This window comes from Massilia paldalensis (assembly GCF_044901715.1).
In the GTDB taxonomy this organism is placed as follows: domain Bacteria; phylum Pseudomonadota; class Gammaproteobacteria; order Burkholderiales; family Burkholderiaceae_D; genus Telluria; species Telluria paldalensis.
In genome coordinates, this window is the sequence record NZ_JBJCIU010000003.1 from 801658 (window position 1) to 819496 (window position 17839).

Annotated in this window: 8 protein-coding genes and 2 pseudogenes; 6 read left to right on the forward strand and 4 right to left on the reverse strand. The window is 59.4% G+C overall.

Features of this window, described 5'->3' with window-relative positions:
- The first annotated feature begins 113 nt into the window (after positions 1–113).
- A complete protein-coding gene (gene ychF, locus ACI1V7_RS18335; RefSeq protein ID WP_404533206.1) occupies positions 114–1205 on the forward strand; it encodes a redox-regulated ATPase YchF in 1092 nt (363 codons plus the stop codon).
- A gap of 272 nt (positions 1206–1477) precedes the next feature.
- On the opposite strand, the pseudogene ACI1V7_RS28365 reads toward ychF, so the two are convergent.
- Both ACI1V7_RS28365 and ACI1V7_RS18340 read right to left on the reverse strand, forming a co-directional pair.
- Positions 1478–1666, reverse strand: a pseudogene (locus tag ACI1V7_RS28365) (hypothetical protein); the annotation flags it as partial.
- A 50-nt stretch (positions 1667–1716) separates the two neighbouring features.
- Entirely contained in the window at positions 1717–2286 is a 570-nt protein-coding gene (locus tag ACI1V7_RS18340; protein ID WP_404533207.1) for a hypothetical protein, read from the reverse strand.
- Between the two features lie 586 nt (positions 2287–2872).
- On the opposite strand from ACI1V7_RS18340, the gene ACI1V7_RS18345 reads away from it, so the two are divergent.
- The 4 genes from ACI1V7_RS18345 (at position 2873) to ACI1V7_RS18360 (ending at position 14247) form a co-directional block, all read left to right on the forward strand.
- The gene (locus ACI1V7_RS18345) at positions 2873–5449 is read left to right on the forward strand and encodes a hypothetical protein (protein WP_404533208.1); all 2577 of its coding nucleotides are present in this window, start codon (positions 2873–2875) and stop codon (positions 5447–5449) included.
- A 1-nt stretch (position 5450) separates the two neighbouring features.
- On the forward strand, positions 5451–7622 hold the full coding sequence (locus ACI1V7_RS18350) for a coiled-coil domain-containing protein (RefSeq protein ID WP_404533209.1): 2172 nt from the start codon (positions 5451–5453) through the stop codon (positions 7620–7622).
- Entirely contained in the window at positions 7615–13536 is a 5922-nt protein-coding gene (locus tag ACI1V7_RS18355; protein WP_404533210.1) for a DEAD/DEAH box helicase, read from the forward strand. The genes ACI1V7_RS18350 and ACI1V7_RS18355 overlap by 8 nt, the downstream gene beginning before the upstream one ends.
- A gap of 276 nt (positions 13537–13812) precedes the next feature.
- Positions 13813–14247, forward strand: coding sequence for a very short patch repair endonuclease (locus ACI1V7_RS18360; RefSeq protein WP_404533211.1), 435 nt, complete (start codon positions 13813–13815; stop codon positions 14245–14247).
- A 226-nt stretch (positions 14248–14473) separates the two neighbouring features.
- Here ACI1V7_RS18360 and ACI1V7_RS18365 read toward each other — a convergent pair whose 3' ends face one another.
- Entirely contained in the window at positions 14474–15625 is a 1152-nt protein-coding gene (locus ACI1V7_RS18365) for a DNA cytosine methyltransferase (protein ID WP_404533212.1), read from the reverse strand.
- Positions 15626–16312: 687 nt separating this feature from the next.
- Here ACI1V7_RS18365 and ACI1V7_RS18370 point away from each other — a divergent pair.
- Positions 16313–17223 (forward strand): annotated as a pseudogene (locus ACI1V7_RS18370) (AEC family transporter).
- Positions 17224–17235: 12 nt separating this feature from the next.
- On the opposite strand, the gene ACI1V7_RS18375 reads toward ACI1V7_RS18370, so the two are convergent.
- Positions 17236–17739: a hypothetical protein gene (locus tag ACI1V7_RS18375; RefSeq protein WP_404533213.1), complete on the reverse strand. Its 504-nt coding sequence runs from the start codon at positions 17737–17739 to the stop codon at positions 17236–17238.
- Positions 17740–17839 lie beyond the last annotated feature (100 nt).

Sequence of the window (17839 nt, forward strand, 5' to 3'; positions counted from 1 at the left end):
GTTGGCGGCCCGATAATCCGGCAACATCGCCGCATTTCGGGCCGGATTGCAGTCTTCGGCGGCGAGCGCGGGTACAATACGGGGTTTCGACATTCTTCCCCGAAAGCGTTCCCATGAGTCTCAAATGCGGCATCGTCGGCCTGCCCAACGTCGGCAAGTCCACCCTGTTCAACGCCCTGACCAAGGCCGGCATCCCGGCTGAAAACTACCCGTTCTGCACCATCGAGCCGAACGTCGGCGTCGTCGAGGTGCCGGATCCGCGCATCGACCAGCTGGCCGAGATCGTCAAGCCGGAGCGCGTCGTGAAAGCCATCGTCGAGTTCGTCGACATCGCGGGCCTGGTGGCCGGCGCGTCGAAGGGCGAGGGCCTGGGCAACCAGTTCCTGTCGCACATCCGCGAAACGGACGCCATCGTCAACGTCGTGCGCTGCTTCGAAGACCCGAACGTGATCCACGTGGCCGGCAAGGTCAGCCCGATCGACGACATCGAAGTCATCCAGACCGAACTGGCGCTGGCCGACATGGGCACCGCCGAGAAAGTGCTGCACCGCGAGCAGAAGAAGGCGCGCGCCGGCGACAAGGACGCGATCAAGCTGGTCGCGATCCTGGAAAAGATGCTGCCGCACCTGAACGAAGGCCAGCCGATCCGCACCCTGGGCCTGGACGCCGACCAGATGGAACTGATCAAGGGCCTGCACCTGATCACCGCCAAGCCGGCGATGTTTGTCGCCAACGTCTCGGAAAGCGGCTTCACCAACAATCCGCTGCTGGACCAGCTGACCGAATTCGCCAACAAGCAGAACGCCCCGATCGTCGCCATCTCGGCCGCCATCGAATCGGAAATCGCCAACCTGGACGACGCCGACAAGCTGGAATTCCTGGCCGACCTCGGCATGGAAGAGCCGGGCCTGGACCGCCTGATCCGCGCCGCCTTCAAGCTCCTGGGCCTGCAGACCTACTTCACCGCCGGCGTGAAGGAAGTGCGCGCCTGGACCGTCCCGATCGGCGCCACCGCGCCGCAGGCGGCCGGCGTGATCCACACCGACTTCGAACGCGGCTTCATCCGCGCCCAGACCATCTCCTTCGACGATTACATCGCCTACAAGGGCGAGAGCGGCGCCAAGGAAGCGGGCAAGATGCGCGCGGAAGGCAAGGAATACATCGTCAAGGATGGGGATGTGCTGAACTTCCTGTTCAACGTCTAAGCATGAGGTCGGAATCTGGCGGATTCCAATGGACAATAAAAGCCCCGACCTTCTTCTGGAGTCGGGGCTTTGTTTTATCCAAGACTGCCCAGGGAGGGACGTTGCGATCCAGTTAATCACCGGGTACCAAACCGGGTACGGCGTCGGAGTCGAAGTCCCGGAACCTGAAACCAGGTACGACTCGATCAGGCAGCCATGTTGACTGATATCCAGTGCCGCAACGCGAAGCCCAAGGACTACTGATGCTTGCCTCCGCCAGGACATAATGCAAGTCCTCTTGCTCGAGCGAGTTGCCAGCCATTCTTGCGTTCGATCGAGCTGAGCAGGCCGATCAGATAATCGAGCGCGCGTTCGCGCATCTAGCGTCGTCCAAAGCGGTAGCCGATATAGGCAAACAGATTTTCAAGTTCGCCCAGCCACGAACTCGGATATTCCCCGTATCGCTCGACTATGGTGTCCATCTGGTACCTCCAAGTCGTATCCTTGCTATACACCGGCCTCCGATAGAGGTTTAAAAATTTACAACTGTAGTACTAGCAGGATTAAATTCTTTATCCTCAGATCCAGCACCCTCGGCTTTGGCCAGCTCGCCGATATATGACAAGTTCGTTCCGTCGGGAATCAGACCCCTTAGGTTGAAATACCCATCTTCCCAATTGCCCACGATCGCCAGACCGAGAACCTTATATCGCGGGTTAGGCTTAGCTTTAACTTGTCGAATAACGCCCAAAGGTATCCTGTCGCGTTGACACGCGAGCAGGGCCCGATTGGTGAACATGGAATCGCGTTTTTCCGGATCTGGCTGTTCCTGGAAGTATGGATAAGTCCAGCTTCCGTCCGCTTCATATACGGGCGCACGGTCCGGATATGGGCCACCAAGCGATTCACGAACACTCAGCGCGTATGCCGATCCAGCAGGTTTATGAATGCCTTTTGCTTTGTTCACAAGGAAGAAGCCGTTGGGCCGCGGCGAAGGCCAAGAAACTTCTTGATCCCGGTGCGCATGAAACCATTGCAGGGCTTCGCGATGCGCCTCTGAGAGCCCTATTAGGCCTTCAAGAAAACGATGCAAATCAGTCATGTTTTTTCGGAATAATTGTCGCTCGCGATGCGGACGAGGCGAACATATTGGATGAGTTCAACACGCAGCTACGGCGACAAGGGCGCAGCAGGGGCGAAACAACTGCGTACGGTTCCCTGTGACCGAAACGCCACGTTTGGTCGCGCACTGGACGAGTTAAAAACTGCATTCGCAGCTTCACGGTCCATCCATGTCCGCTCTTTCGATACGAAACGTGTAGACAGCCGCATGTTTCCCTGATGCATGATACGCTGCCCGGTGATCCCAATGTTCTCAAATTGTCACTTTGAAGCATATTTTTATCGCCGACCATAAGTGTTCGAAACCGTCAGTTAAGAATCTGTAGCATTTCTAAAAAGTAATTGTTATTATTAAAATTGATTAATCCAATAAGGGCTTTTATGCGGCGACAGAAGGAATAAGGCATGTTTTGTCTGAAACATCTAGATAGAAACGCACCTGTGACACGCCTGCAACTTCTGGGAGTGGCCGGCCGCAGCACTGCCGCTCACGTTGCAATTCGGTGCGCGCTGACGACAAAAGCATCTCGCTCGACTGTGAGTAAACACGAAGCGTGGTTTGCAGCATGACGAACTTCAGCGATCAGCCGCCCCAACAGCAAATCCCGATCAGTATCGACGTGTGGGAATCGATGTTGGTGCGTTACTTTCTCGCTGTCGGGCCGAGCGGCGATGCAAGCGACATCCGTGCGCTTGAAGTAACTCCGACGACATTGGCGCTTGCCTGCGGCTTCGACGCAAATTGTCAGGACCAAGCGGAGGACGCCTTCCGCTGCGCTCTGCTGCGCGACCAACGTTATTTGTGGCCAGCGTTGCAGCAGGGCTCCAGCCGGCTTCCAAGCAAAGATGTGCCTAACTGTTTCGCCCCGCTGGCGATGACTTTGCTAATCGATAGCTTCCTGGATGGCGATGGGTACGACAACCACCAGTTTCGAGCCAAGTTAGCCAGTTGGCTCGGCGTTGACCGCAAGTTCAACAACCTCGCAGGCGTCAAGCTAATGTGGGAGGAGCTTGCGGGCTGGTTGGATGCGCAAGCATCGGTGGGACGTTCGTTTAGGCGGCTGGTGCTACCCGAGCATCCTCTCAATTGGGTGCACATCGGTTACACGCGGCGCCTGTCGTTTCCGAATCGCGCCGACGTCAGAGCTGTGGAACGGGCGCTGGATTCTACCTCGCAACAAGATCTGGCCAATCCAGCCGCTGTCATCAACGCGTTCTGGAATTGTTCGCATCGAATCCACATGTCGACGGGCTTAAACGAAGCATTTAAAGATTTTCAGCAGGCGTACTACTCGCAGCGAAGAGCGCTCGCTGATCATCGCTTTTGGATTTTGATTAATAAAGTTCGTGCGGCGGTCAGCTCCAAGGCCGCAGCGTACGCGCAGCTGGAGATCGCGCTCACAATTGACGATGAGCGGGAATTTCGCGTCTTCGTAGAGGGCATGGACGAGCCCCGTTCAGGCCAAACCTTGTCGGGGGCGTTGACGCAGCAAGCTGTTCGCAGCAGCGCAAACCTTGGCGCAAGTGTGTCCCGCGGACTGCTGTTTTTCACACAAGCGAGCATGGGGCGCTGGACAGCTGAGCCAGACTTGAGCAAATGTCGAGGGCGCGTGCTGGTCGCCTACGATGACAAGACGGCGGCGCGTATCACGCATTGGTTGGGGCGCGCCGATCAATATGAAAATTGGCGCTTGACTGTTAATCCCGTCAACGCGGAGACGCTAGCCGCCGAGCTCGCTAGATGCGGGCTGGCGTCGAACGACGCCAGTTTGTTCCGGCCCGGTGCATTCGACGGCGTCAGAGTTAACGGCGCCTGGTTGGGACTACCTGGCTTTCTGCCTTTGATCGCGTCGGATACCCCCGACCTGCGCATCGTCGCCGACTCTGGCATAGCGAATCTACGGGTATCAGCAGCGAACGGTTTTCTGCTCGCCGCTGAGCGACCGGTGATCGGATCGTGTGTGATTGAACCGAAACCTGCGGCGAGCGAGCGCGGCCCGCACTGGCGTTTAAAGCTGCAGTTTGTCGATCGCGCCGCACCGCACTACGAACTGGCCGGCGCGCGCCGGCGCCAGCCGCTGCTTACCGATTGGAGCGCAGTGAACGGTGCGCGCGCAGAGTGCGTGGCCCCTGAGACGCTTGCATGGGGGCGCGCCGACGATGCGCTGGAATGGCTGCTGGAAGCGGTTTATGCGAGCGGTGGGAGTGGCTGGGATGAATGTGACCTGGTGGACTTGTTGAGGCGCGCCGATGCGGAGGCGGCAGCGGCCCCGTGGCGTACGCTCAAAATGCTGCAAGACGGCGGCGTGATCGAACCGCGACTGCGGCAAGGGTGGAAGGGGCGTGTGTGGACCTTGGCCGCGCCGCGGATTATCCCTCTCGACAGCGCAATAGGCCCCATCTCATTGGCGGAAGGCGCATTCTGCGCGCAGCTGCAGGAGGCTTTCTTCGTCGCTGCCAAAGGCATGGGCGCAACGCCGTTTAGGCTGCCTGGCGCCGCCCGCTGGTCCGTGCCAGTCATGGGCGCAGTCGGCGCTGATCCTGGAAAACTGGCCGGCGTGCTGCGCTGGCAGTGCGCGGCCGATCCTGATGTCCCGATACATGCCCCGTTGGCCCTAGCTGTCACTGAGCGACGTGCGGAACACTATCTCGCCGCCGCCGTGTGGTGTTGGCGCAGCCAGCGCTTCGTTAAAGTAGGCGCGAACGAAGGCACCGTTCGGTTGACCTTGCTGGCGCATCCTTCCGGTGCCGACCACGACGTGTACCGAGTCGAGGCCAAAGGCGCGCGTACTCATTATTTATCGCGCTGCGCTGCGATTGTCGCGGCCTACGTCGCGGCCGCCGTTCCTTTGTTCGTGTTCGATGGACAGCGCCTTACATCGATGGGTCGAGACGGTGCGCTTCCCGACGTCTTATGCGCCGCCTTGCGCAGACGACGACTTGAAAATGGAGGCTTCGCCGACGACGAATACACCTATCCAGCGACGGCTGAAGACGCGCGCTGGATTGCTGGATTGTTGCCGAGATGTGTTGCAGGACTTGACGCTAACGCTGCGCTTACCCCGGGCGTTACGCTGTCTCTGGCGCGCCGCTCCAACGGTGCGTTGCGCCCGCAGTGGATAGATGGGCGATTGACACTTTAGCGTGAGGAAAGCGAAACACAAGATGGCATCGACTTTAGCTTGGTACGCTGGGCGCTGCATTAAGCGCGCTGAGCACGACAAACCGGCGCTGCTTGAAGCGGCCGCGCAGCAAGTAGACGGCGTATGGAAACCGATCGAAAATCGCGAGGCGTTATTCAAGCATATTGACCGCCTGGAATTGCGGACTGCCGACGCACGTCAAGTGCGCGCGGCCGAGTGGTTCGCATTCACGATGATCCCCACAGGTCCACGCGCGAAAACATGGAAGGCCCTGCAGCATCGTCGACTGTACTGGTATGTCGATCTCTCCGCGGATGGTGGACAAGAACCCGTGCATCGACGCCTGTTGACGGAAGGCTTTAACACGCGCCAACCGAGCGGCGCATGGATTGTCCGCTGCACGGACGATGAAGTGCTTTTGCTCGATTTGAAGCAACAGGACGGAACCGCGCATTTGTCCAGCGCCGCCAGTAAAGTGACGGCGTATCGTTTCGATACGGCGTCTGTGGCGGCGCTGCCGACCGCGGACGGAGAGATCCAGCTGTACGACTTAAACGGCGCGGCGGTGCAGGCTACTTATGACTGGACCGGCGACGATGCGTTTGCGCTGCGCCTTGTCCGCGCCGCCGCCGGCGCTGGCAATGTGGAGGCGAATAGGTTTATTCCTTGGCTTGAAGCATTCGCCAAGCAAGGACAAACCTTGTCTTCAGTTGATCCATCTGACCTCGCCTTAGCCCACGACGCCATTCGCGCTGGTCAGCTGGCGAAGCGACTCGCGGACGATCAAGCGCTGCTGCGTAAATTCATTGACGCGTTCGCAACCGACGAACGCATTGCTGACGTGATAAATGCGTTCGCAGCGAAAGCAGCGGAGCAAGAAAGGCAGGCTGCGCGAAGCAGGGCGGAGACCGCATTCGCCAAGGAGATCACTGTGCAGCGCGACAAAAAACTGCGCGAACTGGAAAGCGACATGCGCAGCATGGAGCGCGCAAGGACCGCGGAGCTCGACGCGGATCGTGTGCAGCGCTTAAAACAGCTCAGTGAAGCCATCGAGCGCCAACGCGTGTCAGCGGAAGAAGCGATGCAGCGCAGCGTTGAGGCGCGACGCGCCGCCATTGAGTCAGGGATCCAAGATCTCGAGAACCGGCGCGCCGCGCTCACCGAGCAGGCGGCGCAACTAGAGGCGGCGAACGAAGAAGCGCAACGCGAACTCGCGTCCCTGCGCAGCGCCGCCAGCGAAGCGAATGCGGGGCTTGAGGCGACTCGCAGCGAAGCGAACGCCATTCATGTCGCCTTGCTGGCGGAGCAGGCGAGTTTGACGACCCTGCAAATGAAATGTCCGGCGCCGTCTGCACCGGCCTCCGCGCCAACAGTTTCCCCCGTGGGGCTGTCGCAAAAGATTGAAGCGTCCAAGCTTCTATCGGCGCAGGGCAAGAAACTCATGATGCAATTCGCCGCGCTCGTGCTGGCGGGCGAGGTTCCGGCGCTATGTGGACCTGGCGTCAGCGATTTTCTGGCTGCAGCTGAAACAATGCTTGCCGCAGGCCGCGCTGTCCGGATGGAAGCGGACCCAACAATTATCACCTTTGAAGATTTATGGATCCGTCCAGGCGTCAGTTTGTCCACTACGCTCGGACATGCGCTGCGCTGCGCCGCCGGTGCCGCTAGTCGACCGCGGACAAACCTCGCCGTCATTGAGCGCGCGGAACGCTCGGGAGCGCGCTTTTGGTATCCATCGCTTTTACATGCCGCGCAGCGCGGCGATGTACCGCAGCGCTTGCTGATGTGCGTCACCATCGAAGACCCAGGCTGCGAGGAAGCGGCGGCGATCTTTGCTCATGCCGTGCGCCTGGACGTCGACGGTGCGTTAGCTCCTAATGCGGGAGTTGCCTTCGCCATGGCGAAGGCGGCCGGAATTGCCGAGGAGCTGGATCCAGGACCGGGGAGCGCTGACGTCTCGCTAGGGGCAAAGGACGTTCTCGCTCACGCTGACGCGCTGGGAGCTTCCCGAACCGCCCGTGCATTGCGCGTCCTCGCGCAGGCGCGTCAGATGCAAGGCAATGCGCAGGCGACCGGGACTCACGCCAGTGTGCAGGCTGCTGCATTTATCAAACTTTTTATGACCGGCGGCGACGCCGTTGACAACACTCTGCGGAGCCTGCGCCATGCTTGACCCAATCGGCGGTTTTGACCGCATCAAAGATTTCTTCATCTCGTATGTAGAGACCAGCTTCCGTATTTCCGATTCCGCGGCCGCCAAGGCGCGCCGCGCGTTATTAAACGGGCTTGGCGCGTTCACTACTGAGCCTTTTATTGAACCGGTGCTGCGCTATAAGTCGGACGGCGTGAAGTTGGAGGAGTTGGCCCAGATGAACGGCGGCCCGCTGGCACCGTTGTCGCCGGAGGGCCGCCGCGCTTTCGCCGAACTCGCGCTGTCCGGTCTGTTCGAAGGCCAGCCGAGCCGCGGCGACATCCGGCGCGTATCCAGCTACGCGCCGTATCGCCATCAAGTCGAGATGTTGGCGCGCGGCGTGCGTCCTGGCTGTCCCGGCGTTGTCACATCAGGCACCGGCTCGGGCAAGACGGAAAGCTTTATGTTGCCCGTGCTCGCTGCAATTGCGAACGAAGCGGTGGGCTGGCGAAAACCTGGCAACACTTATCTCAAGGAGCAGTGGTGGCGTGAGCCCAGCGCCGACTGGGCGTTGATGCGGGCCGGCGAGCGACGGCCCGCAGCGGTCCGAGCGCTGGTGCTGTACCCGATGAACGCGCTGGTCGAAGATCAAATGGTGCGCTTGCGTCGCACTTTGGATTCGGAGGACGCGCGCGCAGTTATGACAGAGCGGTTTGCAGGCAACCGCGTATTCTTCGGTCAGTACACTAGCGCCATTGAAGTGACAGGACATCAAGCGCATCCAAGGCTGTCCGGCGATACCGATGAAAAAAAGCGGCGCAAACGGCGCGTCGCCAAATTGCGCGCAGGCTTACAGCGCGCCGACCAAGATCAAATGGCGGCGCGCCTGCACGATGAGCGCGAAGCGCAGCGCGTAAAGGAACAGCGCCGCATCGCTGAACAAGAAGGCCGCGAACTGCCGGCCCATCCCGAAACCACGCGCTATATCTTCCCGTCGCTGGACGGCGGTGAGATGTTGTCGCGGTGGGACATGCAGGCCACGCCCCCTGATCTCTTGATCACAAACGCATCGATGCTTGGCGCGATGCTCTCGCGCGAGGTCGAAGACCCGATCTTCGAACAGACTCGCAAATGGTTGACAAGCAACGACGACGCCTACTTTTACCTGGTGTTCGATGAATTGCACCTGGTTCGCGGCTCTGCCGGCACCGAGGTCGCGTTCTTGGCGAAGGCGCTCATCGAAAGGCTGGGGCTGGCTGATCCGAAGCACCGCTATAAGCTCCGCATTTTAGCGTCGTCGGCGTCGATGCCGATGGACGGCGAGGATGGTCAACGCTCACGGCAATATTTGCGCGACATGTTCGCGCCGTACGGCACAAGCGGCGCAGCTGGGGACTTGGGCGACGACGCCGCCGATTTTTGGCGCGAATGTGTGGTCGAGGGCGAGCCCAACATCCCGGATTGGAGCCAGGGTAAGCTTGACGCCGCGCCGTTTGCCACGTTGTTTAAGGCCGCCCTTGGCGAGCGCTTGGATTTTCTTCCTACATTGACGCGCAGCCCTGAGTTGTCGCGCGCGCTGACGACTGCCGCGGCCGCGCTTGGCGTGCACGATGCGGACGAAAGTAAGCTCGTCGTTAAAGCGGCGGAGGCCGCCGCGTCGGCCTTGACTAACGCGTGCCGCGAACAAAATAGAGTGCGCGCGGCTTCAGCCTCCATCGTCAGCGCGCGACTTTTCAAAGAGGGCGCGCAAGACCTTGACGCGGCGCTGCGCGGGTTGATGCTGACGCGCGCTTTGCCGGAATCGAAAATCTGGACGGGCCGCGTTGCGCTCGACACGCCGGCATTTCGTGTGCACACTTTCATTCGCAATGTGGAAGGCCTGTTCGGCGCGCCGACGGCGACCGCTGACGGAACGGTGTATGAAGACCTCACGGTGGAGCGCGGCCTGTCGCATGCGCCCCCACGTGGTGATCAAAAAAAAGGGCGAAGGCTGTTTGAACTGCTGTATTGCGAAGCTTGCGGCGACTTGTTGATCGGTGGGCAGCGGGGGGAGCGTCGGATCATGTCCACGTCGACCGAGCTGCTGCCTTCGTCAGGCAATTTGGAAAACCTGCCGGAGCGCGCGGCGAATGATTACTACGACCGGATGACATTCGACGAGTTTGCGGTGTTCTGGCCGCGCCGCAGCACGCCGATGCTTCCGGAATATGACTTCGACGCCTGGGATCCAGCGCATCTCGATCCGCACAGCGGCGTGGCTGTCTGCGGGACGGACATCCCACCAGGCCATATAGGCGGTTATCTATATTTTCAAAAAGACGGAGCGGTCGATGGCGCTCGCCCTGGTAAGAAAACACAGAACGACCCAAAGCGCGCCAAGACTGCACAGCCGTTTTGCTGTCCTAAGTGCGGGGTGGACTATTCGCGCAGACCGTCGACCAACCGCCAGCGCTCGCCGATTCGCGCATTCCGGACGGGTGTTTCGAAAGCGTCTCAACTGGTCGCGACTGAACTGTTTGAGCTGCTGCACGCGATCGGTGCTGAGCCTAAGGGCATCTGCTTCTCCGACAGCCGCCAAGACGCCGCCAACCAGGCGCTCAACATCGAAACCATGCATCTGCGCGATCTCCGGCGCGAAGTATTGGTGGCCGCGGCGCGCGCCCGAGTTGAAAAGCCGACGCATGATGAGCTCAGCGCAGAAGAATTCCAGCAAATGAGCGAACGTTTGCTGAAGGCGGGTGATCTCAATGGACTGGTGGCTCTATCTGCGCAGTATGGGGCCCAACAATCCAGCGATCAAAATCGGTCCTCCCGCAAAGTTGCGCTACGCGACCTCCTTAACGGCATGCAAGGTGGAGGCGTAGGCGATATCGTCGCCGAGTTCGTCAAAATGGGCATTCATCCGTTTGATAAAAATGGACGCGAGACATTCAATAACCAGCCTTGGCACGCATTGTTTCGCGAGTCGGACGAAGGGGTGCAGTACGCGAACAACTTAACAGGTGCCGACCAGTCAGAGCTAACCTCGACGATTCTCAACCAGCAGTATGAGCTGACTGACGAGGTGATCTTCGCCAACACCTTTTACGCGCTGGAGGAGACGGGGCTGGGCTACCCTTGTTTAGCTGATCTGCCTGACGGAAACCAGAATTTGATGGACGCCTGGCTGCGCGTCTTCGCCGGCGCGTACCGCATGGCAGACAATCATTTCGTCAATGAAGAAAAGATAAAGGAGTGGGTGTCCGGCGGCGACATCCCACCAACCAATCGCGTCAGAAAGCTCGCCAATAAGGCGTTCGCAGCGGATCCTATCTTTGGCTTGTCCGACTTACTGCACCGGTTTTCGCAGGCGGGGCACCCAAGCGGATTGTTCCACATTGAGAGCTTGTATCTGAAGGTGGCCGCGAAAGACGATCCTTATTGGCGCTGCTGTAACTGCGAACGTGTGCATTTGCACACCGGATTTGGCTTGTGCACGCGCTGCGGGGAGTCGCTGGACAAAGAGCCTGCGGGCCGGGCCGGCGACTTGTGGACCACGAATTTTCTTGGCAAACGGATTGTTCGCGGCGCCGCGGATGGGGTGCCGCGCTTTCGTCTGCGGGTCGAAGAGTTGACAGGCCAAACAGAAGACTTCGCCGATAGATTGCGCAAGTTCAAAGGCATCTTCGTCAATGGCGAAAGCGAGACCGAAAAGCGCGCAAACTCCATCGACATGCTCTCCGTGACCACCACGATGGAAGTCGGGATTGACATTGGCGCGCTGCAAAGCGTCTATCAAGCGAACATGCCGCCGCAGCGCTTCAACTACCAGCAGCGCGTCGGCCGCGCCGGGCGGCGCGCGCAAGCATTTTCGTTTGTCGTCACCTTCTGCCGCGGGCGGTCGCATGATGCTTATTACTTTGCGCATCCTCACGCCATCACTGGCGACGCGCCGCCCCCGCCGTTTTTGGCTGTCGAACATGATCCCATTCCAATGCGGCTACTACGCAAAGCTTGGCTGCGTGCGGCGTTCCAAAAATTGCGGGATGACTGTGATAAGGCCGGCCAGCCATATCCGGGCGACGCGCTGACGCCGCCGGACGTGCACGGCGAGTACGTTACCACGCGCGACTATTATCACGATCCCGATCGGAGGTGGGTGGGGCGCTTGAAGGCGGCGTTGGACGCCACCCAGAGCGCGCGCAACGCATTTTTAAACGCCGCTGTCGCGGGCGCACAGCGAGCTCGCCTGCTGACTGAAGCCACGTCGGATAAGCTAATTGCAGACATCGAAGCGCTGCGCGAACATGCGCCGAACGCCTCCGTTGGACTAGCAAAATTCTTCGCTGAATGGGGATTTCTGCCGATGTACGGCATGCCGACGAGAGTAAGGAATTTGTATCTAGGACTGCGCGCTGAGCGGGGCGAAAAGAATGAGTACGCGTGGTCGACCATGGACCGCGATCTGGACATGGCCGTGCTTGAGTACGCCCCAGGCAATATGCTCGTCAAAGACAAGCTTCGGCATAAGGTCGTTGGATTTACAGGGAACCTCACGGATCCGGTTCCCGGCCGCGGCAGCTTGTCCGCCAAAGCGGTCTCGAGTTGGTGCGAAAGTCAATCTTATGTCGCCTTGTGCGCCGCCTGCGGGTCCGCGAAATTTATGGAAGAGCCGCCTGTCGAAGATGCGTCGTGCGATGACTGCGGCGAGACGATGTCGATCGACGCCTTTTCCCGCTATGTGACGCCGGCGGCGTTTCGCACGGACTTCAATCCATCTAGCGAAGATGAAACGACTGCGCGGCTGTCGCAGCGCACAGTCGCGACGATGTTGAAGGAAGGCGTCCCTGTAGACCAAGCGAACATGCGGATTTGGAGTGGAGCGGGTGCGACCATTTTACAGCTGAACGATGGGCCAACGGATGCTGACGGCCAAGCGATGCGTTTCGTTGTTGACGAGGCGATCGACAACCGCGTCCCTGTTCCTGGCGGTGCCCCCTTGTGTCTCAATGACCAGCAAGTGATTGAATCGAGCGTGCGCCAGAAGAACACCTTTCGATGGCCGCTTGCAGCCCAAGGTGAGGCCAACCTCCAGCTTGGGCTTATCGCCCGCAAAGAAACGGATGCCGTGTATCTGGAACTGCTGGGGTTTGATGAGCGTCTTAATCTGGACCGGGTCGCGCGCAAAGGACGTTATTCCGACATCGCCGCGCGCGCGGCGGCCATCAGCGCCACGCAAATCTTGGTCCAGCGCGCGGCGCTGGAGCTTGACGTTGCGCCGGAAGAATTTGAGGCGCTCGAGCCTCGGCTACGAAGCGGAAGACCGATGCTGCAAATCGCTGACGCGTTGATCAATGGCTCCGGCTTGTGCCGTCGTCTGGGCGAACCAAGCGTTCCAGGCGGCCCCGCATACATTGGGCAGATTGTGGCGGAGATGTTGTCTCGCCATGATGTTTGGCCGCTCAAGGACTTTGTGGAAACGCGCTCAAACGCCGTTCACCACCAAGATCAATGCAAGACGTCGTGCTACCGCTGCGTCCAGCGCTTCAGCAACCGGAGCTACCACGGTCTGCTGGATTGGCGGCTAGGCCTCGCGTATTTGCGGGCATTGGTCGACCCGATCTATGGCTGCGGCCTCAATCCCGGCGAAACGCAGCTGCCTGAATTGGCCGGATGGCGCGAGCGCGCTCTGGCCCTCGCCGCTGAAGTGGCGTTCATGCGGCCTAGTGTCATGCACGCCGAGACCCTGCCCCATACCGGATTGCCGTGCATCGTTGAACGCGGCGAGAAGGAGACGTGGCGCTATGTGGTGCTGCATCCGCTGTGGAGAAAGGACGGGGAAGCGCTCAGCAAAATTTTAGGAAGCGACTACCACGAGGGCATGATGGCCGTCGACACCTATAACTTGGAACGGCGTCCGCTGCGCGTGTTGGCCGAATTAAGAGAACGGCGCGCCAATCAAGAACCGGCAGCTTAAGCGAAGCCGCTTGACGCTCATCTGACCTGCAAACGCGAAGATCTCCCGGGTCTTCCAGCGCTTGCGGCGGTGCCGCGCCTGCAGGATTGACGCGTCAGTGCGGTGAATTGCCAGCGACGTCAGCGTCTGATCGGTGGAACGAAGAACGGTGACTATTGATCAGGTAAGCAGGCGCGCGAGGGCCTCAAACGCATCCAGCAGCGCGGACGGATCAAGCGGGTTAAAACGCCTCAGTCTTGTACACTGTCGCAATCTTTAACGAAAGAGCGCTTCAGAATGCCCGACACGTTCGACCAAGCGACGCGCAGCCGCATCATGTCCCGCGTGCGCAGCACGAACACCACGCCGGAGCTTCGCCTGCGAAAAGCCTTGTTCGCGCGTGGATTACGGTATCGAATTTATGCGTCAGGTCTGCCGGGCAAACCTGACATCGTTTTCCCAGGCCGAAAAGTGGTCATCTTTGTACACGGGTGTCAGTGGCATTGGCACGGTTGCAGCCGGAGCCGCATGCCGTCGACAAACGTTGAATATTGGGAACGAAAAATCTCCCGCAACCAGGAGCGAGATTGCGACAATCTAGCGAAGCTGATGGCGAGCGGATGGCGGGTTTTGGTTGTTTGGGAATGCAGCATTAAGCTAAGAACTTTAGATGTGCTCGCCGATCAAGTTGCGGACTGGGTCCGAAGTAGAGCGGGGGCGGCGTCGTTCTAGCGAAGAGCATAGAGATCAACGCCGTCCCTACATGTGCCAGTATTGAACTCAAGCGTGTCCAAGTTCATGTTTTCGCAAAAACTAAGCTACAAAAAGATCCATGTCCAGTCTAGCGCCTTGGTCTTGGCGCCGTTCAAGAGGCGGCAATAGGCGTGAGCAGCGTTGCCGCACCTTACCTGACTTTAGATAAGGCTAAGGTGAAACGTGCAACGTCCTGTCCAAGCAGTCACGCCGCCTCAGCCAAGTCTTGCGGCAGTTCCGTCAGCTGCAGCTGATTTTGCGCCAACACTGGTTCGAAGATGTGGCGGGCTAAGTGGGCCACAACCGGCACAGCTACCCCATCGCCTGCCAAGTGATAGGCGTCGGTGTAGAACTCGGGCAAGATGTAATCGTGATCCAAGCCCATCAGAAGGGCGGCCTCGCGCGGCGATAAAAGACGCGACTTTACGTCTTCGCCGTTCACAACCATGATTGTCTGGCGGCTAGAGCCGCCAGAGGGTGTGCGCAGGCAGCCAGAAACCCCGTCAAATCGCACTTCGGCGCGTTGCTGGCCGTTCCGCATCCGTCGGTAAACCGCGCCAACGCGCAGTCTACCCGCTTGTTGTGCTTCGATGAGTTTTTTTTTATTAACGTCAGACATCATTCTCCGGAGATTCCACGTCTCGTCTGAAGAATGCCAAGCTACACCTTGCGGCTCTTTTTCAATAATGTCTTCCAACGTGAGCCTGCGCGCCTTCGGAGTCGGCAAATTCCACCAGACCCATCGATTTCTGAGTTCTTTTGATAGACGGCCGTAAGCCTGTGTAATGGCTCTGGGATGCCATGCTGCGGTTGGTTGCGCACCGTCCAAGGCGACGGGGATTTGAAGTGCCTCGTCAACCGCCACGACAAATAGGCGCGGACGTGATTGCGGAACAAAGTGCACAGCGTCAATGACCATGCCGCCGACGCGGTACCCCTCAGCCGCCAGCGCCGCAATGATCGCCTTAAAATCTTTGCCGGCGTGGCTCGTGATGGCGCCGTACACATTCTCAAGCGCGATGATGCGCGGCTTGCGCCTGTCCTCGCGCAGTTGCTGAATTAACTTCATGAACGCCCAGAACGTCCCGCTGCGTTCACCTTTCAACCCAGCGCCATTCCCCGCCACCGATAGGTCTTGGCATGGAAACGAAGCCCACGCCAAGTCTGCTTGCGTAGGCAGCTGGTCAAGCTGCACTCTACCCACGTCGCCAGGCACGAAATGGTCGTTGCCCCAGTTAGCTTCGTACGCCGCGCGCTTTTTTTCGCTGAAATCGTTAGCAAAAAGACACTCCCATTCATCACCTAGCCCAGCGTTCACCATGCCGCCGCCGGCGAAAAATTCGTAAAACTTGTTCATGCAATCCCCCGTAACCGTATTGTCCACCATTGCGGCTGAGGGTGCTACGTTTCTCATCTGTATGACATGGCGTAACGTGCAATGACGCGCGTTCTCTGGGAACGCACAACGACTTTAGCTTTTCGTAGAAAAGGTGTCAGAGCTGCGCTCATCATTTCTTAAGACTTGGCTAGCGCAATTGCGATTCCAGGATGCCGGTCGAAGTGCCTTACGATTCTGATGGGTCATCCTGTTTGATCAAGGCGGCGGGGAGCGCTTATTTCGTCTTGAAAACCAAGAGTAGTTTGTGATTGATGATCTGCGCGGCAAGAGAGCTCATTTTGTGGCTCTCGGGGACTGCGAAAAGCCCTCTCGCTACCTTGTGGCGACCTCTCTTTGTGATGCGCTCAAGACTATCGGGTGGAGGTGACCAAGGCTGGTCGCGCGATAGGTACCGGCCCGCGCAATTTCTGATCAGAAAACCAGGTATAAAACAGCGTATAAGTTTGATCATGCAAGCGTTTGATGCCGTAGTTATATGATGTTTTTGGTGGACTTCCTGTTCAACGTTTATCCGAACCGCCTGGAATCCTCAAGAAAGCCCCGTAAATCGGGGTATTTTGTTTTTTGTCCGTGGCTAAGTAAAAACTTGGGTTAATTAGTATTTAATCTAGATTTTTCTCAACAGAAAACAGTTATCGTGGCGGCATGACGACCACGCTCCTGCTCGCCCTCATCCTCATCGCTGTCCTGATCGCCCTAGGCAGCTGGCTGCGCCGCACCCGCTTCATCGACGACGCGTTCTGGCCCCACGCGGAAAAACTGAATTACTACGTGCTGCTGCCCTCGCTGTTCCTGCACGGCCTGGCGACAGCGCACCCGGACGGGCTGCCCGTCGCAGCGATGGCGGCGACCTTCGTCTGTTCGACGCTGCTGGTCGCCGCGCGGAGCCGGCTGCCCGTCGATGATGCCGCCTTTACTTCCGTGTTCCAGGGCGGAGTCCGCTTCAATAACTATGTCGGCGTGTCGGCCGTCGCCAGCATCTGGGGCGCGCAGGGCGTGGCGCTGGCGGCGGTCGGCAATGCGGCCATCGTACCCACGGTCAACGTGCTGTGCGTGCTTGTGTTCTCGCGCTACAGCAGCAAGGCAGGCCCTCGCTGCCCGCCGTGCTGCGCCAGCTGGTCGCCAATCCGCTGGTCGTCGCCTGCGTTGCCGGGATCCTGCTGCACGCGACTGGCATCGGCTTGCCGGCGCCCGTCGAACCCGTGTTCAAGGCGCTGGGCCAGGCATCGCTGCCGCTGGGCCTGTTGTGCGTGGGCGCCGCGCTCGATTTTTCCGCAGTGCGCAGCTGCATGCGTCCCGTGGGCCTGTCCTCGGTGGCGAAGTTCGCGCTGATGCCGCTGACGACGCTGGCCGCCTGCCACGCCTTCGGCCTGCAAGGTCCGGCGGCATTGACCGCGCTGCTGTTCCAGTCGCTGCCGACGGCATCGTCGTCCTACATCATGGCGCGCCAGCTTGGCGGCGACGCGCCGCTGATGGCGGGGATCATCGCGGTGCAGACGCTGGTGGCGGGCGTGGCGATGCCGCTGTCCATGCTGGGAATCGGCGGCATGCTGTAACGCGGCGCGGCATCAGTCAGTCGGCATCAGCGCAAAAGACACAAACGGCAGGCATGCCCAGGCGGCGAAAAAACCATGCGCCAGCCAACGGATGGCAGTAGCCTGGAGCCCGGACATAGTGTCCCGGTGTCTGTCGTGGACGGCCAGCACGCCGGCTATGGCAATGCAGATGGCGAGGAAACCCAGGTTTCCACCACGTCCGAACGGGTAGATGTCGCCAGTGCGCGACGGGACTGACATCGACAGGATAAGCAGAACGAAGGCCGTCCACCCCAGGCCGATGCGGCCGAACCATTTACGGTGCGGGGCTGCCTCCATGTGGCAGACGGCGAGTCCAAACAGTCCGTAGACCAGGAACAGCGCGTGTAACAGGCCGCCGAGATTGAAGGTGCCTTGCCCGCTGGCGCGGTCGAACAGCGGCCACGTGCCGACGAACACAGTGCAGAGCGAGAGAAACATCGGAAGGTCGAAGACGAAGCGCCAGTCATCGTTGCGTGCGGTCATAGTGTTGTTCATGACGGTAGGTCCTCCTATTGTCGTCGGTCCAGCCAGTCTGTACGAAGAAAATGGCTTAGTGCCCATGCGTCGCAAGTGGAACCTGCATGCGCTACCGAAC